Origin of the sequence: Frankia tisae, assembly GCF_025403405.1 — a bacterium.
In the GTDB taxonomy this organism is placed as follows: Bacteria; Actinomycetota; Actinomycetes; order Frankiales; family Frankiaceae; genus Frankia; species Frankia tisai.
Genome location: NZ_JANEZT010000024.1, coordinates 1 through 26,212, shown reverse-complemented (window position 1 = coordinate 26,212; position 26,212 = coordinate 1). Strand labels below are relative to the sequence as shown.

Genomic DNA, 26,212 nt, shown 5'->3' with positions numbered 1-26,212 from the left:
TCATCCCCCCGCCCGGGGACGACCGGGTAGCCGCTGGCCGGTTCAGACCCCCAGGGGAGCGGCCCGGCGCTTGACCCGGCCGGCCACGATCGCACGGACCTCGGCGTGGATCTCTTCCCGGGGGCGGGTCGCGTCGACGGTGAGGTAACGCGCGGGCTCCTCCTGGGCCAGCCGGCGGAACCCGTCGCGCACCCGGCGGCGATAGGCGAGCACCTCGGCTCCTACCTCCTCGCCCGAGTGGTCGCCCGATCCGCGGCCTGGTTCACCGCCGATATCGTTGGTGCCCGCGTCCAGGTTGGTGCCCGCGTCCAGGTCGGTGGCCGTGCCCGCGTCGGTGGCCGTGGCCGTGGCCGTGGCCGTGGCCGGGTCGGCGTGCGCCCGCGCGCCGTCATGCTCGCCCGCGGGGAACTGGGGGGTAACGCCCGTTTCCGGTGGCAACGCGAGCTCGGCGGGCAGATCCAGCAGGACGGTCAGGTCGGGGATGAGGGCCTGGGTGGCCCACTGGGCCAGCACGGCCAGTTCCGCGGCGTCGACCGACCGGCTCGCGCACTGGAAGGCGACCCACGAATCGACGTAGCGGTCCGTGATGACGATTGCGCCCCGGGCGAGCGCCGGCTCGATCACCCGGCTTACGTGCTCGGCACGGTCGGCGGCGGCGAGCAGCGCCTCGGTGCGGGGGTGCAGGTGTGCCGAGGGGTCGAACAGCAGCTCCCGCAGCCTCGCGCCGGTGGCGGTGGCGCCGGAACCGGAGGTCACGACGACCTCGCGCCCGCTGGCGGCCAACCAGGAGCGCAACAGCTCCACCTGGGTGGATCGGCCGGCCCCCTCGGCCCCCTCCACCGCGACGAACAGGCCGGCGTGACGTGGTCGGGTCGGCGCCGGCTTCCGGCCGCGCAGCGCGCTCCACAGCTCCGGCCAGACCGCGACCCCGACCCGCTCGTCCATCTGGCGGTAGGAGAACAGCCCCACCGCCACCGCGAGCAGGCCACCACCGAGCAGGACGACGGTGACGCCGTCTGCCCGCACGGTGATGTCGCCCCACAGATGGATGCCATGCGAGCCGATCAGCCCGACGAGGGCGGGCGCGGCCGCCAGCACCAGCAGCAGGTCGACGCGCACCAGCGACTGCACCAGGGCGAAGGTCCGTCCCCGCAGCTCGTCGGAGACCTCGGCCTGCAGCAGCGTGTAACCGGTCACCCAGGCCACCCCGGCGAAGGCCCCCACGGCCACCACCAGGATGCAGGCGATGACCAGGTTCGGGATGATCGCGACGATCACCAAGGTGATGCCGGCGCCGGTGACGCAGACGCCGAACAGGCGGGTTCGGCTGTAGTCGCCCAGTAGTTTCGGCCCGGCGGCCATCCCACCGGCCAGCCCGACGAACACCGCTCCGAACAGAATTCCATACGCGGAGTCACCGCCGCCGAGGATCCCGACGTAGAGCCGGCCGAGGGCGATCACGCAACCCGCCCCCGCGAACCCGCCGAGGATGCCCACGACCAGCCCGCGGACCAGCCGGTCCTGCCCGACGAAGCGCCAGCCCTCGGTGATCGACGCCAGGAAGCCGGGTTCGGGACCGGTCTCCGGGCGGGCGGCCCGGCCGATGCCCTTGAGTCCCCAGATCACGATGGCCGAGCCGAGGAAGGTCGCCGCGTTGAAGTACAGCGCGAGATCGACGGAGGAGTCCCGGAAGAACGACACGCTGGAGCCCAGCGTCCGCGAGATCGTCGCCAGCAGGGTGAAGATGGCGGCGGCCAGCGGGGCCGTGCCGTAGGTCATGATCAGGCTGAGCGTGTTCGCCGCTGCGAGCCGCTCCCGCGGAACCAGGTGCGGGACGCTGGCGTCCTTCGCCGGAGCCCAGACCAGAGTGACCGCCTCGACCAGGAACGACGCGATAAGCAGCCACTCCAACGTGCCGATGAGCGGGATCGAGACGAACAACCCGAAGCGGATCACATCCGTGACGACCATGGTCATCCGGCGATCGAGCCGGTCGGCGAGCGCGCCGGCGAGCGGTCCGAGGATCAGGGCCGGCATCAGCCGGACGATCAGCAGCGAGCCGATGGCGTACGCCTGGCCCGAGAAGCTGTTCTGCAGCTTGGTGACCAGCGCGGTCGTGGCCAGTAGGCCCATCCAGTCGCCGAGGCTGGACAGGCTGAGCTGGATCCACATCCGGCGGAACTCGGGAATCCGCAGCACAGCGCGGATGTCGCTTTCGTCACCGGCCGCGCTGTTCGCCCTGGGGGGCGGGGAGGGGACGGTCGTGACCGGATGTCGGCTCGGCATGCGCCCGATCCGTGGCCGCCGGCCGCCACCGGCGCGGCGGCCCGCGCTGACGTCACCTGCGGGTCTTACGGTGCTGAAGACTTCGGATCCCTGTTCGCCGGATCCCTGTTCGCCGGATCCCTGTTCGCCGGATCCCTGTTCGCCGGATCCCTGCTCGTCGGAGGCCTGCTGTTCGCCGGTGGCCTGTTCATCGATGGCCGGCTCGGCTACGGGGGAGTAGGCGACGGGCGGGATCGTGCCGTCCCCGGACGTCGCCGTCGAGCCGCTCGTGTCCGAGGCCTGCTCCGCGGCCGGCTGGCCATCCGTGCCTGCGGGGGACGTGATGGTCGTGGTGAAGCCGGCCGCAGCGGGTCCCACGGTCTTCGCCGCCGAGCCGTCCCCCGCCGCGTCGGCCGGCCCTGGAGCCGGACGGATCGGCGAGGCCATCAGCCCGTCCGGCGGGTGCCACCGGGCGTCGCGCCCGCGGCGCCACCGCCGTCGTCCGGAGCGGACGACCCGGTGACCGCCGACTCCTCGCCGGCCTTCTTCGCCGCGCTGCCCTTCGCCGCGCTGCCCTTGGCCGCGCTGCCCTTGGCCGAGCCCGACTTCGCCGCCGAGCTCTTGGCGGTGGTGCCGGACTTGGCGGCCGTCTTCGCCGTCGCGGACTTCACCGCAGCCGGCTTCGCCGTGGTCGTCTTCGCCGTCGTGGACTTCGCCGTGCCGCTCTTGGCCGTCGGCGACTTGGCGGTGCGGGGCGCGCGTTTGGGGGTGGCCGGACCGCGGGCCCGGCGGTCCGCGAGCAGCTCCGCGGCGCGTTCGTCCGTGATCGATTCGACGGCGTCGCCCTTGCGCAGGCTCGCGTTGGTCTCGCCGTCGGTCACGTAGGGGCCGAAGCGTCCCTCGCGGACGACCATCGGTTTGCCGCTGACCGAGTCGTTGCCGAGTTCGCGCAGCGGGGGCGTCTGGACGGCTGCTCGGCGGCCCCGCGCCTTGGGCTGAGCGAGTAGCGCCAGCGCTTCGGGGAGGGTCACCGTGAACAGCTGATCCTCGGACTCCAGCGACCGGCTCTCGGCGCCCTTCTTCACATAGGGGCCGTACCGCCCGTTCTGCGCGGTCACCTCCTCGCCGTCCGCACCGGCGCCGAGGTTGCGCGGCAGCATGAGCAGTTTCACGGCGTCGTCGAGAGTCAGCGTCTCCAGCGACATCGTGCGCAGCAGGCTGGACGTGCGCGGCGGATCGGTGTCCGTCGTGACGTACGGGCCGAACCGGCCGGCCTTGGCCGTGATCGTCGCGCCCGTCGCCGGGTCCACCCCGAGCACCCGGTCCCCGCTCGGGGCGGCCAGCAACTCCAGCGCGTGGGCGACGGTGAGCTCGTCGGGGGCCTGGTCGTCGGGCACGCTGGCCCGACTCTCCCCGTGCTGGACGTAGGGGCCGTACCGCCCGACCCGCACCACGACCGTCGTACCGTCGTCGGCCACGCCGAGCGGGATCGAGTTCACCTCGCGGGCGTCGATCTCGCCGAGTCGTTCGCTCACGAGGTGCTTGAGCCCGGCCGCGGAGCCGGGGTCGGTGCCGTTCCCGGTGCCGTCCCCCGTGCCGAAGTAGAAACGAGTCAACCAGTCGGTGGATGCCGCGGTGCCGGCCGCGATGTCGTCGAGGTCGTCCTCCATCGTCGCGGTGAACCGGTAGTCCACCAGCCGGCCGAAGTGGTCCTCCAGCAGGCCGACGACGGCGAACGCGATGAAGCTCGGCACGAGCGCCGAGCCCTTCTTCCACACGTAGCCGCGATCCTGGATCGTGCCGATGATCGAGGCGTACGTGGACGGCCGGCCGATCCCGAGTTCCTCGAGCGTCTTGACCAGGCTGGCTTCGGTGAATCGGGCCGGCGGGCTGGTGGCGTGCCCGCGGGGAGTCAGCGAGCGGACCTCGAGCGGGTCGCCCTCGCGGACGTCGGGCAGGCGCCGCTCGCGGTCCTCCAGCTCCGCGTCGGGGTCGTCCGCACCCTCGACGTAGGCGCGCAGGAAGCCGGGGAAGGTGATGACCTTGCCGGACGCGGAGAACTCCGCGTTCTCCCCGGTCGACGACGTGGCGCCGAGCCGGATCGTGGCGCTGGTGCCCCGGGCGTCCGCCATCTGGCTCGCGACCGTGCGCTGCCAGATCAGCTCGTACAGCCGGTAGGAGTCGAGGTCGAGCTCGCCGCGGACCTCCCCGGGGGTGCGGAAGTGATCGCCGGCGGGCCGGATCGCCTCGTGCGCCTCCTGGGCGTTCTTGACCTTCTTGGTGTACGTGCGCGGCTGGGTCGGCACGTACTCCGCGCCGTAGAGGCTCTCGGCCTGGGAACGGGCTGCGGCGAGGGCGGTCCCGGACAGGTTCGTCGAGTCCGTACGCATGTAGGTGATGTAGCCGTTCTCGTACAGCCGCTGCGCGATCTGCATGGTGCGCTGGCTGGAGAACCGCAGCTTGCGGCCCGCCTCCTGCTGCAGCGTGGAGGTCATGAACGGCGGGTACGGCGAACGGCGGTACGGCTTGGTCTCCACCGAGCGCACCGCGAACGCCGCGCCGGCCAGCCGGTCGCCGAGGGCGCGCGCGCCCGCCTCGTCCAGCCGGGTCACACCGGACGTGGTCAGCTCGCCGGTCGGCGCGAAGTCCCGGCCGGTGGCGATCCGGTTGCCGTCGAGGGCGACGAGTGTCGCCGGCAGCGGAGTGCGCTCCACGACAGAGCCGGCTCCGCCCGCGTCCGCGCCGTCGGTTCCTGCCGGCCAGCTCTGGCGGGCGACCGTCGCGCCGAACAGGCCCTCGATGTTCCAGTACTCCGCCGAGCGGAACCGCATCCGGGCCCGCTCCCGCTCGACCAGGACCCGGGTCGCCACGCTCTGAACACGGCCCGCCGACAGCTTCGGCATGACCTTCTTCCACAGCACGGGGGAGACCTCGTAGCCGTAGAGGCGGTCCAGGATGCGACGGGTCTCCTGCGCGTTGACCAGGTTCTCGTCGATCTCGCGGGGGTTGTCGACGGCGCGGCGGATCGCCTGCGGAGTGATCTCGTGGAACACCATCCGCTTCACCGGCACCGTCGGCTTCAGCGTCTGGAGCAGGTGCCAGGCGATCGCCTCGCCCTCGCGGTCCTCGTCTGTCGCGAGGTAGAGCTCGGTGGCGTCCTTCACCAATGCCTTGAGCTTGCTGACCTGCAGCCTCTTGTCCGGCGTGACAACGTAGAGCGGTTCGAAGTCGTTGTCGACGTCGACGCCGAGCCGGGCCCACGGCTTGCCCTTGTGCGCGGCTGGGACATCGGCGGCGCTGCGCGGCAGGTCGCGGATGTGGCCGATGCTCGACTCCACCTGCCAGCCCGGGCCGAGGTAGCCGGCGATGGTCTTCGCCTTCGCCGGGGACTCCACGATCACCAGGCGCATGCCCGCACCTGGGGTCGGCTTGGATGCGGCACCGGCGGAGCCGCTTGTTCCGGCCGCCGTGCCTCCCGTCGCGGCTCGGCTCGCGGCGGCCCGGCCGCTCGTACGCCTGGTGGGCACCTCTGCCGAGGCCGCGCTCGCGCCCGGGCTCGGAGTGGGGCCGGTCCCGGTGGGCTCGCCAGGCTCGGCGACCGGGGCGGCTGACCGCGCGGTCGTCCGTGTCGTCGTCTTCGTGCGCGGTGGCACTTCTCTCCTCGGTGCAGCGTGCTCGGTGCGATGACCGGTGGGCGAAGCGTAGGTCGCCTCTCCGAAGCGTAGGTCCCGGATATGGCGGATGTTGCTCGGGTGGTGCTCGGTGCTGGATCTGGCGTGGCCCGGCGAACGTGCGTCCGGCGGGTGCTGATCGGGCGGACGGCGGCCGCCGGTGTGCAAGCGGTGCCTCGCAGCACCGTACGCCGCTGTTGGATTCCGCGAAGCTTCCCGTCCGGGTAGGACCCCGGTAGCCCGACGCCTACCCACGGCGCACCCGATGACGCCTGAACGGCCCGACCGGGCTCGCACGAGGGTGCGCGGGGGTGGTATATGGCCACCACGGCGGACCCCCAAATGTTACTCTGGGTGACTGATCCCCGGTGCCTGTCCCCGTGCCCGGCGGTGCCGGTGGTCGGGCGCACCGCCGGAGTGGGATGGCGCAATCCGGCCGGTGGCCGGCGGGCACGGAGCGGATCTCGTGCCGGCCGGCCACCGGCCGGGATCGCAGTCAGACGTTGATTGTTTCCGAACTCGGGGCTGCCGCCTGCGCGACCGGTGGATCTCCAGCGATCATCGAGCTGCGCCGCTTGGACACGACGATCACCGCGACGATGACGACGACCGCGGCGAGGGCGATGCCGATGCGCAGCGGCGTGTTCCGGTCGGTGCCGACCGAGTACTTCACCACCGTCGGTGCGATCAGCAGGCTGACCAGATTCATCACCTTGAGCAGCGGGTTGATGGACGGCCCGGCGGTGTCCTTGAACGGGTCGCCGACCGTGTCGCCGATCACGGTCGCGGCGTGGACCTCCGAGCCCTTCCCGCCGTAGTTCCCGTCCTCGACGAGCTTCTTCGCGTTGTCCCACGCACCGCCGGAGTTCGCCAGGAACACGGCCATCAGGACGCCGCCGGCGATGGCCCCGCCGAGGAACGCCCCCAGCGGCGGATAACCGAGGCCGAAACCGACCGCGATCGGTGCCAGGACCGCCAGCGTTCCTGGGGTAATCAGTTCACGGAGCGAATCCCTGGTGCAGATGTCGACAACCGCGCCGTAGTCCGGTTTCTCGCTGCCGGTCATGATTCCGGGCCTGGTGCGGAACTGGTTGCGCACCTCCATCACGACCCGGCCGGCCGCACGACCCACCGCGTTGATGGCGAGCCCCGCGAACAGGAAGACGACGGCCGCGCCGATGACGAGCCCGACCAGAGCATCGGGATATGCGATGTTCAGTCCGCCGACCGTTCCTCGCCCGGTTTCCGGGCGGGCACCGGCGTCGCCGAGAGCATTGGTCACCGTGTCGGTGAACGAGCCGAACAGCGCGGTCGCGGCCAGGACCGCGGTGGCGATCGCGATGCCCTTCGTGATGGCCTTCGTGGTGTTGCCCACGGCGTCGAGGGAGGTCAGGATGGCGCTGCCCTGCTCGTCCATCTCGCCGGACATCTCGGCGATGCCCTGGGCGTTGTCGCTCACCGGGCCGAAGGTGTCCATCGAGACGATGACGCCCACCGTGGTCAGTAGCCCGGTGCCCGCCAGCGCGACCGCGAACAACGCGATCGTGACGCTGCCCGAGCCAAGCAGATAGGCGCCGAAGACTGCGGCCCCGATGAGCAGGGAGGAGTAGACCGCGGATTCCAGGCCGACACCGATGCCGGCGAGAATGTTCGTGGCCGGTCCGGTGAGCGACGCCTGGGCCACATCCCGCACCGGCCGGCGGGTCGTCTCGGTGAAGTATCCCGTGAGTAGCTGGATGGCCGCGGCGAGCATGATGCCGATAAGAACGGCACTGATGGCGATGACCCGCGGATTGCCGGACTGGGTGCTGGACTCGAGCCCGGGGAACCCGGCGAAGTCCGTCGGTAGATAGAGCACCGAGACGATCACCACGCCGATCGCCGACACCACCGCGGAGATGAAGAAGCCGCGGTTGATCGCGGCCATCCCGCTGCGGTCGCCGGCCCGTGGCGATACCGCGAAGATGCCGATGACCGCCGTGACGACCCCGACGGCCGGGATCAGCAGCGGGAACACCAGCCCTCGCTCGCCGAAGGCGCTCACCCCGAGGATCAGCGCTGCGACCAGCGTCACCGCGTAGGACTCGAACAGGTCCGCGGCCATCCCGGCGCAGTCGCCCACGTTGTCGCCGACGTTGTCGGCGATCGTCGCCGCGTTGCGCGGGTCGTCCTCCGGAATGCCCTGTTCGACCTTTCCGACCAGGTCGGCTCCGACGTCCGCGGCCTTGGTGAAGATGCCACCCCCGACCCGCATGAACATCGCGAGCAGAGCGGCCCCGAACCCGAATCCCTCCAGCACCTGCGGTGCGGTGTCCCGGAAGACGAGCACGACGACCGCGGCGCCGAGCAGGCCGAGACCGACCGTGAACATGCCCACGACGCCGCCGGTCCGGAAGGCGATGCGCACGGCGGCCCTCTCGCCGTGGGTCATCGCCGCGGCCGCCGTGCGGGTGTTCGCCCTGGTCGCGAGCCACATACCAACAAAACCGACAAGCGCCGAGAAGAGGGCGCCGACCACGAAGAAGACCGATCTTCCGATCTTGGCCCCGGTATCGTCGGACGGAAGCAGAAGCAGGACAAAGGGAATTACGACGACAAATCCCGCCAACGTCTTGAACTGCCGTCTGAGGTAGGCCGCAGCGCCTTCCTGAACCGCCTGCCCGACCTCCACCATCCGCGCGGTTCCGGGGCTGGCGGCCAACACCTCCCGTGCCAGGTAGCCGGCGACGAGCAGCGCGAGAGCTGCGACTATCGCCACACCGGCGACCAGGCCGAGGGCGCTGCCACTAAGGTCGATTCCAGTGCCCTCGGACTGCAGGGCGTGGATCGGGGACATGGCTCCTCCCGGTCTACTCTGTGCCCCCTCCGCGCGTGTCGATGGCTCATGGGCGCCGATTCCGACGAATCCCACGGCATGGAGACGGTGACGGCCGGGCGCCGCATCCGACGACACTCGGAGTGAGATCGGCCGGATTCATCCTCATTTCGACGCTTCCGGCAGTTTTCACGGGGAGCACAAGGGGATCTTCGGGCGGTTGGATCAACCGTCCGCGAGATGCGGCGGAGTCTATCCACACCACTGTGATGTGCGCTGCTTTTTCTGCGATCGCCCACCGGGTCAGCTGCGATTGGGCGCATAACGCGAAGCCCCGCATTAAAGACTATTTCTCTGATAACGGGCGGAAAATCGTTATCAGAGAAGTGCGACTCGTGGGCGCGGAGGTCCTGGGCGTCGCCGGCCTGGGTCGGACGCGACCGGCCCGGCCGGTGTGCGACGCCGGATGGACGCAGTTCGTCGCCCACGTCCACCACGGCGTAGCAGCCGGGAATCTCCGCCCATCAGCTTCAGGGCGGAGAGGATGTCAACGGGCCGTCTCGTAGGGCGCGGCCTCGACGCCGGTGTGCCAGGTCATCGCCACGACGGTGCCCACCCCGTCGGGCCCGCGGCTGATCTCGACCTCGTCGACGAGGCCCTCGATGAGAGCGAGCCCGAGGCCCGGCGGGAATCCCGCGCTGTCCTCGGCGGAGTCGTCGTCGGTGGTATCGGACCACCAGGGGGGGTCGGCGGCCTCGGGCTCGAGGTCCAGCAGCGTGGAGGCGGTGACGAGGCCACCGTCGGGACCCGGCGCGACCTCGTCACCGGCGCGCCCGCAGTCGACAACGGTGATCGTGAAGGTGTCGGGCGTGTCGACGAGCGCGACATGCACCGGCGAGTCCGGTGCATGCCGGCGGTTGACGCGCACCGCGCGGGCGCATGCCTCCGTGACCGCCAGCTTGATCTCGTCGGTGGCTCCGGCGGGAACCCCGGCCCGCCGGCTGACCGCCGTGGCGATCATCCGCGCGGTGCGGACGTGTCCGTTCAGGGCGGCGAACCGCAGCTCAACGGTGGGCATACGGCGGTGCCTGCCTTTCCGAAGGCGTGATGTCCGACTCACTCACTCGCTGGCGGCGAGCGCTTCCTCGATGGAGGAATGGATCGGGAAGACCTTGGTGAGACCGGTGATCCGGAAGATCTTGAGGATGCGCTCCTGGGTGCAGACCAACCGCAGGGAGCCCTCGTGCGCGCGCACGCGCTTGAGGCCGCCGACCAGGACACCGAGGCCGGTCGAGTCGAGGAACTCGACGCCCTCCATGTCGACGACCAGGTGGTAGGACCCTCCGGAGACAAGATCAATGAGCTGCTCGCGCAGCTTCGGTGCGGTGTACACGTCGATCTCGCCGCCCACCACGACGACCGTGTGGTTGCCTTCCTGGCGAGTCGTGAGGGACAGGTCCACGGATCCTCCTTGGGTGCCTCAGGCCGTCCCGCACTTCGGGCGACCGACATCACGGCGCCATTACCCTCCCATGAGGGGGATCAACCCGGCGGCCCGCGACTCAGATCGCGGTAACCGGTATTGCGGCGGCGTAGTCGATGACGTCTGCTGGAATCTATCCCTGATCTTGTCTGGGCGGGGCTGGTCAGCAGCGCCGATTCGCGGTTGCGTGCCGGGTGGTCCATCGGGTGGTGGCCTGTGGATCGCCCATCGTCCTGCCGCTGACGGCGTCGGGGCGCATATCCTCGACGGTCGTGGGCTCGCCGGCGGACATCGGCGGCGCGGACACGGTCCTCGCCGGGCTGCGCCGCGACGCGCGGCGCGCACAGTGCATGACGCATGTCGAGCCGGTTGCGGCCCGGCCGGGGCGGCACGCGCCCTGGCCGGAGTGGGTCGACCCGGTGCTGCGTGGGCGGTGGGTCGCCGCCGGGATCGACGAGCCGTGGACGCACCAGGCGGCGGCGGCCGAGGCCGCCCACGCCGGCCGCAGCGTCGTGCTGGCGACCGGCACGGCCTCCGGGAAGTCGCTGGGATACCTGATGCCCGTGCTGTCCAGGCTGCTCACGCAGCCTGGCGCCCGCGCGCTTTACCTGTCGCCGACGAAGGCCCTCGCGCATGATCAGTTGCGGGCGGTGCGGTCGCTTCGGCTCACCGGGGTGCGGGCCGCAACCTACGACGGCGACACGCCGGCGGCCGAGCGGGACTGGGTCCGGGCTCATGCCGGCCTTGTCCTGACCAATCCCGACATGATTCATCGCGGGATCCTGCCCCAGCACCGGCGGTGGGCACAGTTCCTGCGCGGGCTGCGGTTCGTCGTGATCGACGAATGCCATGGCTACCGTGGTGTGTTCGGCGCGCATGTCGCCGCGGTGATCCGGCGGCTGCGGCGGGTCTGCGCGCGTTACGGGTCGGAGCCGGTGTTCCTGCTGGCGTCCGCCACCACCGCCGACCCACAGTTGTCGGCCGGGCGGCTCACCGGCGTCGACGTCGAGGTGATCGATGACGACGGCGCGCCCCGAGGCCCGATGGACTTCGTGCTCTACGAACCCCCGCTGCTGTGGCGGCGGCCGGCAGAGGGGGAGGCGCAGGGCGCCTCGGGCGAGCCGCGCGGCGCCGGTGAGAACGGCGCGCCGGTCCGGCGGTCGGTCACCGCCGAGTCGGCCGATTTGCTCGCCGATCTCGTCGCCGACGGCGTGCGCACCCTGGTGTTCGTCCGGTCCCGCCGGTCCGCGGAGGTTGTGGCGATCACCGCCCGCCGAGAGCTGGGCCACGTGAGTTCGGACCTGGCGGACCGAGTGGCGGCCTATCGAGCCGGCTACCTGCCGGAGGAGCGCCGCGAGCTGGAACGCCGGCTGCGCGCGGGGGACCTGCTCGGTGTCGCGGCGACGTCGGCGCTGGAGCTCGGGGTGGACATCAGCGGCCTGGATGCCACGGTCACCGCCGGCTTTCCGGGCACCCTCGCCTCGCTGTGGCAGCAGGCCGGCCGGGCCGGCCGGGACGGGCAGCGGTCGCTGGCGGTGCTGGTCGCCCGGGACGATCCGCTCGACACGTACCTTGTCCACCATCCGGAGGCGGTGTTCGGTCGATCGGTGGAAGCCTGCGTGTTCGACCCGGACAACCCCTACGTGCTCGGCCCGCAGCTGGAGTGCGCCGCCGCCGAGCTGCCCCTCACCGAGGCGGACCTGGGCCTGTTCGGCCCGGCGGCGCCGCGCGTCGTCGACGACCTGGTCCGCCGCGGGCGGCTGCGCCGCCGGCCCACGGGCTGGTTCTGGACCCAGCGGACCCGGCCGGAGGTGGATATCCGGGGGACCGGCGGCCCCCCGGTCCGTATCGTCGAGACGGCCACCGGACGCCTGCTGGGCACGGTCGACGCGGCGGCCGCGCACTCCGCGGTGCATCCCGGGGCGGTCTACCTCCATCAGGGCTCGAGCTTCGTCGTGGACGACCTGGATCTGCCCGAGTCGGTGGCGTTCGTCCACGAGGAGTCCCCGGAGTGGACGACGGTCGCGCGCGAGCACACCGACATCCGGATCGTCGAGTCGTCGCGATCACGAATCCTGCCCGAGGTGGAGGTGCACCTTGGGGTGGTCGAGGTCGCTAGCCAGGTCGTCGGCTACCAGCGCCGGCTTGTCGCGACCGGGGAGGTGCTCGGCCAGGAGCCGCTGGACCTGCCGCCGAGGCAGCTGCGGACGCGCGCCGTCTGGTACACCGTCACCGACGACCTGCTCGCCGGCGCCGCCGTCGAGGCCGCGGATGTGCCCGGCGCGGTGCATGCCGCCGAGCACGCAGCCATCGGCCTGCTTCCGCTGTTCGCCACCTGCGACCGTTGGGATATCGGTGGCGTGTCGACTGCCCTGCACCCGGACACGGGCCGGACCAGCGTCTTCGTCTACGACGGCCACGCCGGCGGCGCGGGATTCGCCGAACGGGGATTTCTGCGCATCGGGGACTGGCTGGCCGCTACCCGGGACGCCGTCGGCGCATGTGAATGCCCGGCCGGCTGCCCCTCCTGCGTGCAGTCGCCAAAGTGCGGCAATGGAAACGAGCCGCTCGACAAGGCCGCCGCCTGGCGTCTGCTCACCGCGGTGAGCGGCGCGGTTGGCTGAATCGCGGATCACACCGCGCCCGTGCGGTTCCGCCGCGACCAAAGGCGGGTAAGCCGAGCCCAGCGTGTCTTCGTGGCCGGTTTCGCCCATGTCCATGGTTCTGGAGGTACCGGTGGTAACCGTCGGTGTCGTGTTGTTGCTGGTTGCGGGAGTTTTTACCGCCGATCTGGTGCTGGAGAACAGCGGCCAGACAGACGTGATGATCATGGGGCAATCTCTCTCCTTCGACATCTGGGGCCTGTTCGTGCTGGGCCTCGCCGCCGGGGTGCTGGTGGTCGCGGGAGTGCAGCTGACCCTGCAGGGCCTGGCGCGGGACCGCCACCGCCGACGGCTCGAGCGGCAGCGGGCACGCGAGCTGGCGGCGATCCGCACGGCTCCGGCGCCTTCCGCACCGGCATCGGTTGGTGCTGCGCCGCTCGCTCCCGCGGCGACGCCCCCGGCTCCCGCCACCGAGGTCGGCAGGCGGCTCGACGAGCGGACCACCGGCGCGCCCACCCGGTCGCGCCCCACTCTGGCCAAGCGCCCCACGCTCGCGAAGCGGCCGGCCGCCGAGGCCCGCCCGGCCCGCGAGGCCCGCCCGGTCTTCGAGGCGCGCCCGGTCTTCGAGGCGCGCCCGGCTCGAGAGGCCCGCCCGGTCTTCGAAGCGCGCCCGGCCCGCGAGGCCCGCCCGGTCTTCGAGGCCCGGCCGGTCGCCGAGGCCGTCCCGGCCTATGGCGGCGACACCTCGCCCACCTTGTCCGGCGAGGTCCGGCAGACCGCTCCGGTGCGCTCCGCCGTGCGTGTCCCCACCCCGCCGACGCCGCCGGCTTCGGACAAGCCGGCGACCGATTCGCCGGCCGCCGGTTCCGGCGCGCCGCTGCCGATGAACACCCATCCGCGACGTGGCGACCGGATCGTGGCCCGCGTCGCGGACCTGGGCCGCCGGGAGACCCGCGACCACGACTCTGCCGACCAGACCGACCAGGCCGACCAGACCGCTCAGGACGGGGCGGGGGCCCGCTCCTGACCGCCCTCGTCCTGACCGCCCTCGTCCTGGGCGGTTGGCCGATAGGCGCCCGCCGCGCCGCCCCACGGGCCGGCTCGGGCATGGACGGTCAGGTCGGGCAGCACGCCGACAACCGCCGGCAGGCGCACGCTGACGGCGATCTCCACGGCGTCGGCGGCAACATGGCAGTCCAGCAGGCGGGCGCCGTTGGCGGCGCTGATCTCCCGGGCTCGCGCGCACATGGACTGCTCGTCGACCGGGGGCAGGGCGGCGGCGGCGAGAGCTGCGAGATCGGCGGCCGCCGCAGCTCGTTGCCGGGACGCGCCGATCACCGCCACGGTGAAGGCGAGCCCGGCCAGCGACAGCAGCGCGAACAGGACGGCGAGCAGCCATATCGTCGCCGATCCGGCGTCCCGCCCGTCCCGGGTCGCCGCGCAGGGGATCGAGGCGGTCGGGGGGCGGTGGCCACCGGTGGTCACGGCGGTCCCGGTGGTGGGCAGTCCGATGCAGCGCAGGCGGCCGGCTCCACGGGAGTGATGGCGTGCGCCGTCACGACGAGTGCCGGCACCAGCCGGCCGAGGCCGGCGGCCCCCACCGGCGCCGACACCTCGACGTCGACCAGGCCCGCCCGGTGGTGCAGCTGCAGGGTCGCGCCGCGGGGCGCCGCCCGGGTCACCGCGGCGGAGACCGTCGCCGGCGCCTCCCCCCTGGCCGCGAGCCGGGCGCCGATCCGCGCCGCGTCGGCGCACCGGGCCTGGGCGCCGACCGCTGAGAGCATCCAGGCCGCGAGGAAGAAGACGACGAACACTGAGGGCAGGCCGGCCGCGAGTTCCGCGGTCGCCTGACCGCCGTCTGCCCCACGGGTTGCGTCCCGCCGGGGCCGGGCGACTGCCGGCGGGCGGGGTGTGGGGTGCGCGTGCCCCCGCGGCGCTGTGCTGGACCATCGCATCGCGGCCGCTCAGAACGAGGCGGTAAGTGCGCGCTGCACGACCGCCGAGACCAGCGAGCGAGTCGCGGAACTCGACACGACCGCGTAGAGGACACCGGCGAACGCGACCGCGGCGAGCGTGCCGACCGCGTATTCGGCGGTGGACATCCCCAGGTCACGGCCGCCCGTGCCGCGGCGGCCGGCGAGGGCGCGGCGGAAGGCGGCCCAGACGAACGGGACGCGGGACAGGCGGCTGGGCGACGGGACCATCCTGGACGACGGGAACATCCTCAACGGGAACATCAGGAACACCTCCGGGAGCGGGGCAGAGCTGGATCGGGTGGTGTGTGCGGGCCACGCCGGCAGCGGATGGCTACGCCGGCAGCAGATTCGGTAGGGATCCGAGTACGACCGGGACGACGCCGATCAGCAGGAAGGCCGGTAGGAAGCAGAGGCCGAGCGGAGCGACGGCCAGCACGCCGGCTCGGCGGGCTGCAGCAATGCTTTCCGCGTGGGCCTCGTCGCGGGCCCGCTGGGCGAGCCGGACGAGGGCGGCGGCCGGTTTCGCACCGGACGTCTGAGCCCGGTCGAAGGCTGAGACAGCCGCTCGCATCATCGCGGTCCAGCGCGATCCCGGCGACGCGCGCGGATTGCCGCGCAGCAGCCGCGCCAGCCATGCAGCGCGGCCGCGCGTGACGGTGACAGCGACCAGCCGGTGGCAGGCGGTGTGGGCGTCGACCCCCGCCGCCATCGCGTCGGCGGCCCGGTGCAGCTCCCTGCCCAGCACGCCGCCGTTGGCGGCGCCGACGGACACCAGGGCGGCGACGACCGTCCCGCCGCCGCGCAGGCAAGCCGCGATCAGGTCGAGGGCCAGCGGTAGATCGGCGAGCAGGCGCTCGCGCCCGGTGCCGGTGCCGGCCGGTCCACCGGTCCGGGCGGCATCCATGGCCACCGGACCCGCTCGCCGCTCGACCCGGTCCGCGAAGGACCGCAGCCAGCGCAGTCCCACCAGGTCAGCCACGCTCCCGGCCACCAGGCAGGCGTTGCCGGCGGGGGTGGCAAGCAGCGTGTGCAGCGGGTGGCCGCCGGCCAGCGATCCCAGCGCGATCCCGGCCAGCGGGAGCGCGGCCACCAGCCGACCGGAGGACCGAGGACCAGCCAGCGCCGCCGCCAGTTCCCCGGCCCGCACGGCGTCGGCCCGGGCCAGTGAGGCCAGCATCGTGGCGACGGGCGCGAGCCGGGCGCCGACCATCGTGCAGACCTGGTAGGCGATGCCGAGCTGGCGCACGGCGTTGGCCTCGTTTCGGCACAGGACGACCCCGGGGTCGTCCGCTCCCGCGAGCGTCGCCGCCAGCTGGTCGAGCGGGATCCAGCCAGGGCCACGGCCCGGGGCGGTACCGAGCGCGTCGATGCCGCCTGCGGCGGCGCGCAGGGCGGGCCCGTGGGGACCCCCCGCGTCGAGTTCTGCGGCGAAGGCTGCGAGAAAGTCCTCCGCGCACGCGCGCACCATGGCCTGCCGCCGTCGCGCCCGCTCCCGCCGAACGGCGCGTGCGAGGCAGCCGAGCGACACGCTCACAGTCACCGCGGCGACGGGTCCGGCGCTCACTGCGAGTACTGCGGCAGTGCCCAGCACGGCAATGCCCAGCATGGCGGTGGGCGCCACCGCGACCGCAGCGGCCCGGTTTGTCCGCGCGGTCCCGTCCGGGCCGCGACGGCGGACGCGGGTGGCCGAGCCCGTTGCCCCCATCGAGGTGATCAAGATCGCCGTCCTGGTGGCGCAGCAGCGCCGACGAATGCCGGCAGACGCACCCCGCGGACGTCGAGCAGGCTTCGCAGCAGCGGCAGCCCCTCCGCGGCCACGGGGCCCTCGCCGCGCCGCGGGTCTGCCCGCCGGAAGGCGGCCGGGGGTGCGATCAACGCGGGGACGACCTGCACCAGCCCGTCGGGCGCCCGGCGGAACACACCGACCGCCCGGACCCTGCGCTGGCCGTCCGCATCCCGGTGCAGGTGGACGGCCGCGTGCAGGGCCGCGGCGACGTGGCTGTGCACCGCCGCCCGGGACAGCCCGGCGAGGGCGGCCAACGCCTCCAGCCGGGTGGGTAGGGCGCCGGTGTCATTCGCGTGCACGGTGCTCAGACCCCCCTCGTGCCCGGTGTTGAGGGCGACGAGCAGATCGAGCACCTCGGGTCCGCGGACCTCGCCGACGACGAGGCGGTCCGGTCGCATCCGCATCGCCTGCCGAACCAGCTCGCGCTGGGTCACTTCGCCGGCGCCCTCGATGTTGGGCGGCCGGGCCTCCAACCGGACCAGGCCGGGCCGGCTCACCGCGAGCTCGGCGGTGTCCTCGACGAGAACGATTCGCTCGCCCGGATGCACCGCGCCCAGCAGGGCGGCGAGCAGTGTGCTCTTGCCCGTGCCGGTGCCACCCGTCACGACGACCGCGAGCCGTGCGTGCAGCAGCGCGTGGAGCACCGCGGCCACCGCGGGGCTCAGCGTGCCGGCAAGTACGAGTTCGTCGAAGGTGAACGGCCGGCGCCGGGGGCGCCGCAGGGACAGGCAGGTGCCGCGCACGGCGGTGGGCGCGAGGACGGCGTGCATCCGGGTGCCGTCGCCCAGCAGGACGTCGGCGAAGGGCACGGCGGAGTCCAGCCGGCGGCCGGCGGCCGACGCGAGTCGGACGGCGAGGCGGCGCACCGCGTCCTCGTCGGCGAAGGTGACCGCCGTCCTCGTCAGCCGGCCCTGCCGCTCCACCCAGATCTCGTCGGGGGCGTTCACCAGCACGTCGGTGACGTGCGGATCGGCGAGGAGGGGATCAAGCGGTCCTGCGCCGAGGGGGCCGGCGCTGGGCGTTGCGGTGCTGGGCATTGCGGTGTTGGGCGTTGTGGTGCTGAGGGACTCGGTGGTCGGCGACGCCACCCCGCGCAGGCCCGCCGCGTCCCGGCCCTTCACGCCCATGTCCGGGGCTCCGTGCTCGGGCCGTCCGATGCCTCTTGACTGTTCGGCCGTGGCAGGAGCCCCAGCCGGGCCAGCAGTCGGTCGCCGAGCGGCCCCGGGGCGGCATCCCGCGGCGTGCCGGGGCCGGCCGTGGTCGCCGGCTGGCGGGCGTCGGCGATGACCCCGGCCAGCGGCACTCCGAGCATCTCGCTGACCGCCGCCGGGGAGATCCCGGCCGACGGGCGTCGACGCACGACCGCCTGCACGTCCGGGCAGCGTCGCCTGACCACCGTGCAGACACGCTCGGCAGCCATCACGGATGCCAGATCTGCCCTCAGCACCACCAGCGCCGTCCGGCAGGAGCCGAGTGCGAGGGTGGCGGCCGAGTCCTGCTGCCAGGGCAGGTCGATGACCACCAGGTCCGACGTGGACCGGGCGGTCGAGAGCAGCGTGGCCATCGGCCCCACCGGGACGTCGGGCCCGAGGCCAAGATCCCAGGACACCACCGTCAGGTCGCCGCCCCGTGCCAGCAGCTCCGGCCGGAAGGTGGACATATCCCCGCGCAGCGGGCCCGGCGGTGCTCCGTCCGGCGGCGGGAAGGGTTTTGCCGGCCGCGGGTCGGAGCCGTCCGGCGGGGTATCATCCGCGGCCGGCAGGAGCCGCGCGAATCCGGGCGCCACCCCGCCGCCCCGCGGGTCGGCGTCGACCAGCATCGTGCGCAGGCCGTGGCGCAGGCCCGACAGCGCCAGCGAGACGGCCAGCGTCGACGCGCCGCTGCCGCGCCGGGCGGCGACCACCCCGATCGTCACCGATCCGCGCCTGAGGCTCTCGGGATCGCTGAAGACGTCGATCAGCCAGGGCTCCGCCTCCGGCAGGAAGATCACGTGATCGGCGCCAAGGCGGGCGCCCGCGGACCACACGCGGCCGTCCTCGACGTGGCCGCCGACCAGAACCACGTGCGGGCGCAGGGGCAGGCCGGCAGCGATGCATGCCTCGGCACGGTCCATGCCGACGACGACCAGGGGCGCCACCGCCCAGGCGCGGCGCAGCGCGCCCGGTTCGGTGGCGACGGTTGTGGTGACGTCGGCGGCTGCGGCCAGGCGCAGAAGATCGTCGAGCAGGTCCGGGGCGCTGGTCACGAGGAGTGGCCGCGCTTCGCGGCCGTCCGCGGGGGTGAGCAGGGGCATGGCGGGAGGCATGGTGGGCTCGATTCCCGGTCGGTCTGGGAAGGACGTGGCCCACCATGCGCCGAAGCAGGCCCTGTGGATGAGCGCCCTCCACAGGGCCTCGCCGTGCTGTCATGGAGGTTTTGGCCCGCGGCCGGGGAACCCGCGCCGATGACAAAAATGCCGACGACGAAAATGAGGAGGCGGCCCACGCAAGGGGGGAGTGCGAGGGCCGCCTCGGGACATGGCCCACATGGGGGCTTCCCGTCTTAGACCGGGTCGGATGGCACTGCGGCCACTAGATCCGACATGTCAGGGCCTACCCCGAGAGCGGGCGGGCTCAAACCACGCGTTACGCGGGTTCTGGGCATGCCCTCGCTCGCGGGACGCCTCTCCTGCGCGGGACGCCTCTCCTGCGCGGGGGTGCGGCGAAACCGCGGGATTGATCAGGCGGCGGCGCGGCCGAGTGCCTCGCAGATGGCCAGCGACTCCCGGGCGGCCAGTTCGAGGGCCCTCGCGCAGTGCAGCACCCAGGCCGTGACCCCCTGTGCCCCACCGTTCACGTAGGCCGCGGCGGCGTCGCGGTAGCCGAGGATTGGCGTTCCGGAGTCATCGACCTGGTCGACTTCCAGATGTCCGACATCGGTGGCGGTCAGCGCCTTGGGGTCCAGACCGCGGCTGATGAGGACCAGCCGGGCGGCGGCTCGGGCGATGACGCCGTCCAGCACGCCGAAGGGCCGTAGCGCCAGCAGCTCCCCGTGTACCACTGCGGCCACCACGACGGCCGGCGCCGTGGTCGGGGCGACGAGTAGCCCGGTCAGGCCATCCAGCCGCACCGAGGTCTCGACCGAGTGAGGTGGCGGGCCGAGCCGCAGCGGGTCGAGCAGCTCGCGGGTGCCCGCGTCGGCACGGGGCCGGCCGAGCTCATCGTCGGGCAGGTATCCGCGCCCCAACAGGACGTGCATGCGCGCGAGGGCCTGGCGGGGCGCCCGCTCCCAGGCCGGCGCGAGCATCCCGAGCTCGGCACAGAGCCGGACTGTTCCCAGCACGACGGGGGAGGGCTGGTCGAGGGCAGGCGTGGCGAGAGAGGGCAGGCCGGCAGGGAGCAGGGCGGCCGGAACCTCGCCGCCGGCCGGCGGGGCCGACTGCGCGGCCGGGTTCGGTGCGGCCGGGGTGAGCGGCGCGTCAGTGCCAGCGCCCGAGAGGTAGCCGCGTAGCCCGTCCAGGCTGATCTCGTGCCCCTCCAAAGCGGCCGAGGCGCGAGCCACCCGAAGGGACGCCTCCGCAGTCACCTCGGCGCTTTGCCGGCGCAGGACGCGGTGCCGCAAAAGCGTGTCGACGGCCGCGCGGGCCCTGTCCGCAGCCTCGCGCACCCCAGGCAGGGCAGTGACTCGGGCGAGCGGGTCGGCGGCGAGGACGGATCCGGACGGGCGGGGATTCACGGTTGGCACCGTACCCGTCCGCGCCACCCGAAGTCGCTACGAAGCCGGCCGTCGAAGGCGTCACACGGGCGCAGCCGCGTCGTTCGCCCCCCGGAGACGTCCGTCCGGGGGAGACTGCGCATCAGGACAAGGAGCGGCGGGCCGCGCAGGGGCCGCCGGGAGGTGCGTCGGCGGTGTGACGGGCGAGGGGTCCGCGCGGGGCGTCTCCGGTCGGGTCTCCCGGTCCGCCGCCGGCGCGGATCACCTGGGCGGGGCGATGGGCCTCGTGTCCCGACCACACCGGTCAGGTCGCGAGCCAGAGGAGGACGAAAGTGTCGACTACTGCCGGAAATACTCGCAACGGCCGGGAGCCCTCGCTGGGCGAGCTGGTGGCGTTGGCCACCCGCGATGTCTCGCTGCTCGTCCGTCAAGAGATCAACCTCGCCAAGGCCGAGCTGACCCGGCAGGCCGTCTCGGCCGCGCTCGGGGTGGCCTTCCTCGCGGTGGCGGCCGGGCTTGGGCTCTGCGCCCTGATCGCCGTCACGATCTTCCTCGGCGAGTTGATCACCTGGGCCGGCGTCGAACGGTTCTGGTCGTATCTGCTCACTGCGGCGGGGTACCTGGTGGTCGCAGGTCTGCTGGCGTTGTTCGCGATCCGCAGGTTCCGTCGGCTTTCCCCGCCTGAACGGACCATCCAGACCGTCCGGGACGACATCTCCTGGCTGCGCAATCCCACTGCGGCACCGGCGTCCCCGGTGGGCACCGCATCGCCGGCGGGCACGGCATCCGGGGCGAACGGTGCATCCGGGGCGAACACGGCAGCCGAGGCGAACACGGCAGGGTCGGCCGTGCCGGCCGGCGTGGGGGGTACCGCCCAGCTTTGACCACCCAGCTCTGACCGCCATGGCTGGGCCGGGTCGCCGGAACACCGGCGGGGTCCTCCTGGGCGGGCCGGCACGGAAGTCGCCGGCCCGGTCACGCCTGTCCCAGCCGACCACCGCCGGTCCGCGGCAGGTTGCGGTCTGCCATTCTGGCAGGCGATGGAGGACACCGTTTCCGAGCCCGCCAGCGTCCTGATTGACGGGCCGTGGCGGCATCGGGACGTGTCCGCCAACGGCACCCGGCTACACATCGCGGAGCTCGGCCGCGGCCCGCTGGTTCTGCTGTTGCACGGCTTCCCGCAGTTCTGGTGGGCCTGGCGCCACCAGCTCATCGCGCTGTCCGCCGCGGGCTACCGCGCCGTCGCTGCGGACCTGCGCGGATACGGGGCGAGCGACAAGCCGCCGCGGGGCTATGACGCGTTCACCCTGTCCGACGACATTGCCGGCCTCATCCGGGCGCTCGGCGAGCAGGATGCGGTCATCGTCGGCCACGACTGGGGCGGGCTGCTCGGCTGGACTACGGCGACCCGCCATCCGATGGTCATCCGTCGCCTCGCGGTCCTGGCGATGCCGCACCCGCTGCGGCTGCGGCACCAGATCGTGGTGGACCCCCGGGGCCAGGGCGCCGCGAGCCGTTACCTGGCGGGCTTTCAGTTGCCCTGGCGACCCGAACGGGCTCTGGTCGCCAGGGACGCCGGTCGGGTCGCTGCCCTCTTACGCGGGTGGGGAGGCCCGGGGTATCCCGACGCCGAGGCGGAGCGGCGTTACCGCTCGGCGATGCGCATCCCCGGCGTGGCGCACAGCTCCCTGGAATACCACCGGTGGATGTTCCGGTCGATGTTCCGGCCGGACGGGGCGCGGTTCGCCGGCGAGCTGCGGCGGTTGCTGCGCGTTGACACGCTGCAGATCCACGGCGCGGCCGATCGCTGCTTCCTGCCGTCCACCGCTCAGGGGTCCGGTCGTTACGTCAGCGGTCCCTATACGTGGAAGCTGCTCGGCGAGGTCGGGCACTTTCCCCACGAGGAGGCGCCGGACCTCGTCAACGCCGAACTGCTCGCCTGGCTCGGCTCCTGAGGCGTCGGCGCGGCCCCCGCGCGCGGGGGCCGGATCTTCCCCTCGCTCCCGCCGGTCGGCGGCCACTGGGGACGGCCGTCAGTCGCATCCCTGCGTGCTGACCGGCGTCACGGCGACGCTGCCGACCGCGGCGGGCTGCGCGACCTCGGCGGCGCTGAGCACGTACCCGGTGTCGTCGTCGCCGATGGCCGCGGCGAACACCACGCCGAGCACGGTCCCGTCCGGGGCGAGCAGCGGGCCGCCCGAGTTCCCGGGCAGCACCTGGCCGCGAACCGCGTAGATGTCGCGCACCACGGTGCCGTGCTCGTAGATGTTCGCCGCGCGGGCCCGCTGATGGTTGCGGACGCGGGCGGCGACGGTGGTGTAGGGCCCGTCCTGGGGATACCCGGCGATGACCGCCGGCTCCTCGGCCGCGGCCGGCGGGCTGGCCCGTATCCGCAGCGGCGGGCGCTGCAGGTCCGGCACCCGCAGCACGGCGATGTCCTTGTCCGGGTCGAACACCACGACCTCGGCGGCCACGGTGCCGGTGGACAGCACAACCGTGGGATGGCGGACCCCGGCGACAACGTGCGCATTGGTCATGACCCGCTGGGGGGCGATGACGAAGCCGGATCCCTCGACCCGCTGGTCGCAGGCCTGAGCGACGCCGCGGATCTTCACGATGCTCGCCGCCGCGGCCTGCACCCCGGCGCTCTGGGCGGTGGCCGGGTCCGGCGGCCCGGCCGCGATGATCCGCTCGCCTCCAAGGCGGGCGAAGACCTCGGGGAAGGCCTTGTCGTCGGCGAGCTGGCGCAGGTCGGCGAAGGTCTCGCGGACGCCGTCCGGCATGCCGGCGTCCACCGTCGCGAGCACGCGGGAGTCGTGGACCGATCGGGCGAGTGACTCGAAGGGGGAACGGTCGGCGACGTTCGCGAGCAGCCAGGCAATGAGCAGCACCGACACCCCGGAGAGCACCGCCCCGGCGGCGGCGTCGACGGCCCGCCCCGACCGCCAGGTCATCCGGTCACGCAGCGCGACACCGACCGCAGTGCCGGCGACCTGGCCGGCCAGGGCGAGCCCGAGCACGACGAGCAGGCCGATCAGCGCGCCGTGACCTTCCTGACCGATCAGCCCGGTGAACGGTTTCGCGATCTTTGCGCCGAGCACGCCGCCGCCCAGGAAACCGATGAACGACAGGGCACCCACCAGAAAGCCCTGCCGGTAGCCGGAGACCGCGAACAGGACGACGAGCAGCAGCAGGATGACGTCGAGCACGTTGGGCACGGCGGAGTCTGCTCGGACTCAGATGATCTTCAGCGTGGCCGTCATGTTGGGATGCAGGGTACAGACCACCGGGTAGTCCCCCGGCTGCGTCACCGCGAAAGTGACGCTCTGTGATTCACCGGCGGAGACGATGCTGGTGTGGGCGGCAGGGATACGCGGGACGACGAAGTTGTGCGGCGGCGAGCCCTGCGCGACGGAGAAGTCGATGCGGATCTTCCCAGCCTTCGCCACCAGCTGCGTGGCGGAGAACTTCATGCTCGGCAGGCCGGTGACGGCGAACACCTGGACGCCGTCCGCGCCCCGGGTGGCGCTCAGCGTGGGGCCGGCCGACGGACTGTCGCCGCCGTCGCCGCCGCAGCCCGCCACGCTCAGCAGCACGGCGAGGACGAGTCCGAGCAGCGCGGCCGCACGGGACGCTCGCCGGTGGGGCGAGCTCTTCTCCGCCGGGCGGGCCGCCTGGTCGCGGTCCGCGGTACAGGTCATGGGGCGGTACCTCTCGGTGTCAGGGCGTGCTCGGCGAGCGTCGCGGCGGGGGCGGTGGGGACGCCGCGGGAATCGCCCGTGTGGGCGGGTGGTCGACCACCGCCGAGTGGTTCCATGGGCGCTCCCATCCTCCCAGCCGCAGCAGGATGTCGAGGATGCCGGCGGTGAAGCCCCAGACCAGCATGCCGTGCACCTGGAACGCCGGGCTGAGCAGGTCACTCTGGGCGTAGCGCAGCATGACCCGGTTGGCCGGGTCGGCGAGTTCGGCCAGCGGCACCCGGGAGACGAACGACGTCTCGGCGAGGTCGACGGGAGCGACCGCGCACGGGGTGTGCCACCAGGCGAGCACCGGGGTCACGAGGTAGTGGCTGGCCTGGAGGTGCAGCGGCGGGGCGACGGCGAGCACCTCGACGCCGGCAGGGTCGAGGCCGACCTCCTCCGCGGCCTCCCGCAGCGCGGTGTCGACCCGGTCGATGTCGGTGGCGTCGGCCGCGCCGCCGGGAAACGCGGGCTGGCTCGCGTGGCTGCGCAGCTCGGCCGCCCGTTCGAGCAGCAGGACGTCCGGCCCGTCCGGGCCCGCGCCGAACAGGATCAGCACGGCCGCCCGCCGGGCGTCGACGGCCCGCGGGCCGGGGCGGGTATGGCCGGTCACCAGGGTGTCCCCAAGCTGGCTGGCGAGGGTGCGCAGCCACGGCGGCGGGGGCACACCGGCGACCGCGACCGCGACCGCAGCCGCGTCGGCAGGGCCCGATGGGCGCGGCACCGCGGGTGGGCGGGTGATCTCCGCCGGGCGGGCGACCTCGTTGGGGCTGGCGACCTCGACGGGGCTGGCGATCCTGGGGTTCGCAGCGTCACCCGGCGAGTCCGTCGCGTCCGGGGGAACGGGGGACGGCGAGTCGGGGGAAGCGGAAGAATGCGTGGACATCTCCTTCACCGCAAGGTTTCGACGTCGGCGAGTGTTCCCCGCACGAGCTTGGCGGCCTCGCCCGGCTCCGTGGGACCGAGCCCGAACGACGGGCACAGCCGAGCCAGGGCGCAGGCGCCGCACGCAGGCCGCCGGGAATGGCAGAAGCGGCGTCCATGGAAGATCATGCGGTCGGAGGCGATGGTCCAGTCCCGGCGTTCGATGAGCGCGGCGAGGTCGCTCTCGACCTGGACCGGATCGGTCTGGGTGGTCAGCCCGAAGCGGCGCGACAGCCGCCCTACATGGGTGTCCACGGTGATGCCCGGGGTGTCGAACGCGTGGCCCAGGACGACGTTCGCCGTCTTGCGGCCCACACCGGGCAGGGTGGTCAGCTCGTCGAGTCTGCCGGGGACCTGGCCGCCGAAGCGCTCGGTGAGCGCCGCGCCGATGCCGATCAGCGAGTTCGCCTTGGCGCGGAAGAACCCGGTCGGCCGCAGCAGGGTCTCGAGCTCGGCCCGGTCGGCGGCCGCGTAGCCCGCCGCCGTCCGATACCTGGCGAAGACCGCCGGTGTGACCTCGTTGACTTTCTTGTCGGTGCACTGGGCGGACAGCACCGTTGCGACCAGCAGCTCAAGAGCGTTGCCGAAGTGCAACGCGATGTGGGCATCAGGGTGGATCTCGCCCAGCAGGCGCACGATCCGCCGGGCCCGCCGGGTCTTCGCGAGCGGTGTCTCGGCCGCGGTGTCGAGGTCGGCGGGCATGTCTCGCAGCGTATCCGCCGGTCGATCCGGCTCGGTTGGCACCGGAGAGCATGCCGTGTGGTCGGCTCGGGCGCCGGCAACCGGATGCGCGACACACCTACCCCCGGTGCGCCCGCCGATCGCCCGTCGGCCACCATAGGGGAGTCATGTTTGTCATTGCCGCGATCTTCTTTCCTCTGCTGCTTCTCGGCCTGCTGCTGGCGATGGAACGGGTGGAACGCCCGTTGAACGCCGCCGACACGGGCAAGGGCCTGGAGGGCTTCCTCGACAACGCCCAACCGGACGAGGTCGACACCTTCGTCCAGCAGGGGCTGCCCGCCGCGCTCGAGCGGTACCGCCGCCGGCTGCGCCGCCCGTCGCCCGGAAAGCATCGGGCGGCCTGATGCCCGCCTGATGTTCCGGCAGTTCGCCCGCCGGTCATCCGATGTCGGGTTGATGGTCGGTGCCGGCGTATACCACATGTCGTCCGCCGCGCGCCATGAACGGTCCGGGTATGGGTGCGTGGCGGGCGGCGCGGGCAACGGTTTTCCCACCGCTTTTCCCACCCGTTCCCG

The 26,212-nt window shown here is 72.8% G+C and carries 21 protein-coding genes; 5 read left to right on the top strand and 16 right to left on the bottom strand.

Annotated elements, in window-relative coordinates; translation table 11 throughout:
• Positions 1-42 precede the first annotated feature (42 nt).
• The 5 genes from tmk to NBZ85_RS04105 all read right to left on the bottom strand — a co-directional run bounded on the left by tmk (position 43) and on the right by NBZ85_RS04105 (position 10,213).
• Positions 43-2,712: a dTMP kinase gene (tmk, locus tag NBZ85_RS04125; protein WP_261561527.1), complete on the bottom strand. Its 2,670-nt coding sequence runs from the start codon at positions 2,710-2,712 to the stop codon at positions 43-45.
• Entirely contained in the window at positions 2,712-5,918 is a 3,207-nt protein-coding gene (gene topA, locus NBZ85_RS04120) for a type I DNA topoisomerase (RefSeq protein ID WP_261554499.1), read from the bottom strand. The genes tmk and topA overlap by 1 nt, the downstream gene beginning before the upstream one ends.
• A gap of 514 nt (positions 5,919-6,432) precedes the next feature.
• The gene (locus NBZ85_RS04115; protein WP_261554498.1) at positions 6,433-8,772 is read right to left on the bottom strand and encodes a sodium-translocating pyrophosphatase; all 2,340 of its coding nucleotides are present in this window, start codon (positions 8,770-8,772) and stop codon (positions 6,433-6,435) included.
• 526 nt (positions 8,773-9,298) lie between these two features.
• On the bottom strand, positions 9,299-9,829 hold the full coding sequence (locus NBZ85_RS04110) for an ATP-binding protein (protein ID WP_261554497.1): 531 nt from the start codon (positions 9,827-9,829) through the stop codon (positions 9,299-9,301).
• A 42-nt stretch (positions 9,830-9,871) separates the two neighbouring features.
• Entirely contained in the window at positions 9,872-10,213 is a 342-nt protein-coding gene (locus NBZ85_RS04105) for an STAS domain-containing protein (RefSeq protein WP_009741728.1), read from the bottom strand.
• 293 nt (positions 10,214-10,506) lie between these two features.
• Here NBZ85_RS04105 and NBZ85_RS04100 point away from each other — a divergent pair, with 293 nt between their 5' ends.
• Together NBZ85_RS04100 and NBZ85_RS04095 are read left to right on the top strand one after the other, a co-directional pair.
• Positions 10,507-12,858 carry a DEAD/DEAH box helicase gene (locus NBZ85_RS04100; RefSeq protein WP_498041230.1) on the top strand — a complete coding sequence of 784 codons (2,352 nt, stop codon included), beginning with the start codon at positions 10,507-10,509 and terminating at the stop codon, positions 12,856-12,858.
• An 88-nt stretch (positions 12,859-12,946) separates the two neighbouring features.
• The gene (locus tag NBZ85_RS04095) at positions 12,947-13,864 is read left to right on the top strand and encodes a hypothetical protein (RefSeq protein WP_261561526.1); all 918 of its coding nucleotides are present in this window, start codon (positions 12,947-12,949) and stop codon (positions 13,862-13,864) included.
• Here the strand turns inward: NBZ85_RS04095 and NBZ85_RS04090 are convergent.
• The 7 genes from NBZ85_RS04090 to NBZ85_RS04060 form a co-directional block, all read right to left on the bottom strand.
• A complete protein-coding gene (locus tag NBZ85_RS04090) occupies positions 13,837-14,322 on the bottom strand; it encodes an Rv3654c family TadE-like protein (protein WP_261554494.1) in 486 nt (161 codons plus the stop codon). The genes NBZ85_RS04095 and NBZ85_RS04090 overlap by 28 nt on opposite strands.
• Positions 14,319-14,792: a TadE family protein gene (locus NBZ85_RS04085; protein WP_261554493.1), complete on the bottom strand. Its 474-nt coding sequence runs from the start codon at positions 14,790-14,792 to the stop codon at positions 14,319-14,321. The genes NBZ85_RS04090 and NBZ85_RS04085 overlap by 4 nt, the downstream gene beginning before the upstream one ends.
• A 9-nt stretch (positions 14,793-14,801) precedes the next feature.
• The gene (locus tag NBZ85_RS04080) at positions 14,802-15,074 is read right to left on the bottom strand and encodes a DUF4244 domain-containing protein (protein WP_261554492.1); all 273 of its coding nucleotides are present in this window, start codon (positions 15,072-15,074) and stop codon (positions 14,802-14,804) included.
• 70 nt (positions 15,075-15,144) lie between these two features.
• Positions 15,145-16,530, bottom strand: a complete 1,386-nt coding sequence (locus NBZ85_RS04075) for a type II secretion system F family protein (RefSeq protein WP_261554491.1) — start codon at positions 16,528-16,530, stop codon at positions 15,145-15,147.
• Entirely contained in the window at positions 16,527-17,726 is a 1,200-nt protein-coding gene (locus NBZ85_RS04070) for a TadA family conjugal transfer-associated ATPase (RefSeq protein WP_498041229.1), read from the bottom strand. The genes NBZ85_RS04075 and NBZ85_RS04070 overlap by 4 nt, the downstream gene beginning before the upstream one ends.
• Positions 17,717-18,904 (bottom strand): septum site-determining protein Ssd, encoded by a 1,188-nt coding sequence (ssd, locus tag NBZ85_RS04065; RefSeq protein ID WP_261554490.1) that lies wholly within the window; start codon positions 18,902-18,904, stop codon positions 17,717-17,719. Before ssd ends, NBZ85_RS04070 begins: the two co-directional genes overlap by 10 nt.
• 413 nt (positions 18,905-19,317) lie before the next feature.
• Positions 19,318-20,313, bottom strand: a complete 996-nt coding sequence (locus tag NBZ85_RS04060) for a hypothetical protein (RefSeq protein ID WP_261554489.1) — start codon at positions 20,311-20,313, stop codon at positions 19,318-19,320.
• Between the two features lie 311 nt (positions 20,314-20,624).
• Here NBZ85_RS04060 and NBZ85_RS04055 point away from each other — a divergent pair, with 311 nt between their 5' ends.
• Positions 20,625-21,176: a phage holin family protein gene (locus tag NBZ85_RS04055; protein WP_261554488.1), complete on the top strand. Its 552-nt coding sequence runs from the start codon at positions 20,625-20,627 to the stop codon at positions 21,174-21,176.
• Positions 21,177-21,332: 156 nt separating this feature from the next.
• Positions 21,333-22,247, top strand: a complete 915-nt coding sequence (locus tag NBZ85_RS04050) for an alpha/beta fold hydrolase (RefSeq protein ID WP_261554487.1) — start codon at positions 21,333-21,335, stop codon at positions 22,245-22,247.
• Positions 22,248-22,325: 78 nt separating this feature from the next.
• On the opposite strand, the gene NBZ85_RS04045 is transcribed toward NBZ85_RS04050, so the two are convergent.
• The 4 genes from NBZ85_RS04045 to nth are packed head-to-tail and all read right to left on the bottom strand — an operon-like array spanning position 22,326 to position 25,658.
• Positions 22,326-23,510, bottom strand: a complete 1,185-nt coding sequence (locus NBZ85_RS04045) for a MarP family serine protease (RefSeq protein WP_261554486.1) — start codon at positions 23,508-23,510, stop codon at positions 22,326-22,328.
• Positions 23,511-23,528: 18 nt separating this feature from the next.
• Positions 23,529-23,993: a cupredoxin domain-containing protein gene (locus tag NBZ85_RS04040; protein WP_261554485.1), complete on the bottom strand. Its 465-nt coding sequence runs from the start codon at positions 23,991-23,993 to the stop codon at positions 23,529-23,531.
• 19 nt (positions 23,994-24,012) lie between these two features.
• A complete protein-coding gene (locus NBZ85_RS04035) occupies positions 24,013-24,918 on the bottom strand; it encodes an NUDIX hydrolase (protein WP_261561525.1) in 906 nt (301 codons plus the stop codon).
• Between the two features lie 5 nt (positions 24,919-24,923).
• On the bottom strand, positions 24,924-25,658 hold the full coding sequence (gene nth, locus NBZ85_RS04030; RefSeq protein WP_261554483.1) for an endonuclease III: 735 nt from the start codon (positions 25,656-25,658) through the stop codon (positions 24,924-24,926).
• Between the two features lie 146 nt (positions 25,659-25,804).
• Between nth and NBZ85_RS04025 the strand changes: the two genes are divergently transcribed.
• Positions 25,805-26,041, top strand: a complete 237-nt coding sequence (locus tag NBZ85_RS04025) for a hypothetical protein (protein ID WP_261554482.1) — start codon at positions 25,805-25,807, stop codon at positions 26,039-26,041.
• The last annotated feature ends 171 nt before the right edge of the window (positions 26,042-26,212 follow it).